This window comes from Pseudomonas sp. Root562 (assembly GCF_001427125.1).
GTDB lineage: Bacteria > Pseudomonadota > Gammaproteobacteria > Pseudomonadales > Pseudomonadaceae > Aquipseudomonas.
This window is the reverse complement of record NZ_LMGK01000019.1, coordinates 1-2,275: the sequence shown is the minus strand read 5'-3', so window position 1 is coordinate 2,275 and position 2,275 is coordinate 1. Positions and strand designations below refer to the sequence as shown.

Annotated in this window: 1 protein-coding gene and 1 pseudogene; both read left to right on the top strand. The window is 56.7% G+C overall.

Annotation, left to right across the window (positions count from 1 at the left end; all coding sequences use genetic code 11):
• A partial coding sequence (locus ASD60_RS29665) for an RHS repeat-associated core domain-containing protein (RefSeq protein WP_236708462.1) occupies positions 1-1,000 on the top strand: 1,000 nt, incomplete at its 5' end.
• 682 nt (positions 1,001-1,682) lie between these two features.
• Positions 1,683-2,275, top strand: a pseudogene (locus ASD60_RS29465) (RHS repeat protein); the annotation flags it as partial.

Sequence of the window (2,275 nt, the reverse complement as noted above, 5' to 3'; positions counted from 1 at the left end):
GATCATCAGCCAGGAACGCTACTACCCGTTCGGCGGCACCGCGTGGGCAAATGGCGCGGCGGTGCAGGTCAGTTATAAAACCGTGCGTTATTCGGGGAAGGAGCGGGATGCGACGGGGCTTTATTACTACGGGTTCAGGTATTACGTGGCGTGGTGGCAGCGGTGGTTGAATCCGGATCCTGCCGGTGTGATTGATGGCCTGAGTTTCTATGGATTTTGTGGAAACAACCCCATCAGCAGGATCGATCCGGATGGGCATATGTGGCAAGAGCCCGATTCCATTTCGATGAGCAGTGCGCTTGAGCAGTTTCTGGATAATGAGCAGAGCCTCAGAGCCAGCTATCGCCTGCCACAGAGCGATGATGATGAGTCAATGGATTCTCAGGACTCAACTGTTTCTTCACAGAGCCAAGACTCACCGGGTGAATCGAGTCCGGGCTCTCCTGGGAGCCCGGATAATCCTGCCCCTCCAACAGAGGACCAAAACATCATCCTTGACCTCCTGAACAGAAATGCCCCTGAGCACCGTTACGACTGGAACAATAGAAACCTGTTGCTCAGAGACAACTTTGGCGCAAAGGTATATCGGGCAGACCGACGTAACCCCGAGGACGTACTAAGGGATGGGTTCAATCCCTCGGACGAATTCACGGCTGTTAAAAAAATGATCGGTGGAAGTGCCTTGATTGTGGCTGAAGCCCTTGAAGGGGCTTTGTTTTATGCAGCCCAAAGCGGCCATCGATATTATTTTTATGAAATCGATGCCAAAGATGTAAGCGGAGTCTCTTTGCTGGAAAACCTGGTATTTAATAACTCGAATATGGTGGCGCATCTTGACGCTTATCCGGATGTATCGCCGTCCAATCAGACTGGAGAGGCCAACAAAATGCACGAAGTACATTTGAGCCATGATGATCTGACTCGTCTCCGAAGTCCTATTGTTTCATTGGGGGAGATGAAGGAAAAATTGAATCTCGTTCGTCGTACGATGAACCTCTGACTCATCATCCTTGCCCATCGGTCGGCACTGTAATTTCTGACAATAGCCAAACGCAGTTTTTCACCATTAGCTGTCATGAAATACAGGAGGACGCTAGGTCATGCCGGCTCAAGCATTCACGTTTCACAGCGATACCCCGACCCTGACGGCCGTAGATCCTCGTGGATTGGCGGTACGCTCGGTGGGTTATTGTCGCAGTGCAATCGGTGAGGCGGCCGACGCGCGTATCAACCGCACGGCCTATGACGGTGGTGGACGAGTGATTGCGCAGTGGGATCCGCGATTGCAGAGGAACGCTTCGGCGCCTGCCAATCTGGTCACGATTTACACCCTGTCCGGCAAATCGCTGAGCACGACCAGTGTCGATGCCGGGTGGCGTGTCAGTCTGTTGGGTGAAGCGGATCAGTCGGTGCAGGGCTGGGATGGGCGCGGCAGTCGGCGCTGGAGCGAGTACGACAACCTGTTGCGGCCGTTGGCGCTGTTCGAGCAGGCGGTTAATGGCGAGCCTCTGTGTACTGAGCGTTTTGCTTATGCTGGGAGTGACCCGGCATTCGCCGCGCATAACTTGTGCGGGCAACTGATCCGTCACGACGACCCGGCGGGCTCGCAGCGATTTACCGAGTTCGGACTGCACGGCACGGCGTTGGAGCAGACGCGGCATTTTCTGAATAACCTGACGCTNCGTCACGACGACCCGGCGGGCTCGCAGCGATTTACCGAGTTCGGACTGCACGGCACGGCGTTGGAGCAGACGCGGCATTTTCTGAATAACCTGACGCTACCGGATTGGCCGGAGTCGCCAGCGGATCGTGAGTTGCTGCTGGAACCGGGGGAGGGCGCCACCACCCGTTCGCAGGCCAATGCGTTGGGCGAGGCGCTTGAGCAAACCGACGCCAAAGGCCACCGCCAGTTGTTCAGCCAGACCGTCGCCGGTCAGTTGAGCGAGATTCGCCTGCAACTCAACGGCGCGCCCACCCCGAAAACCCTGGTCAGCGCCATCACCTATAACGCCCACGGCCAGACCGAACGGGAAACCGCCGGCAACGGCGTCATCACCACGCTGCAATACGCCGCTGAAGATGGCCGCCTGACCCGGCTTCAGGCCAAGAGTGGCACCGACACGCTGCAACACCTGCGTTACGAATACGATCCGGTGGGCAATGTGCTGAGCATCGAGGATGCCGCGCTGCCGATTCGTTATTTCGCCAACCAGCGGATCGAACCGGTCAATCGCTACGTTTACGACAGCCTCTACCAGTTGACCGAAGCCTGCGG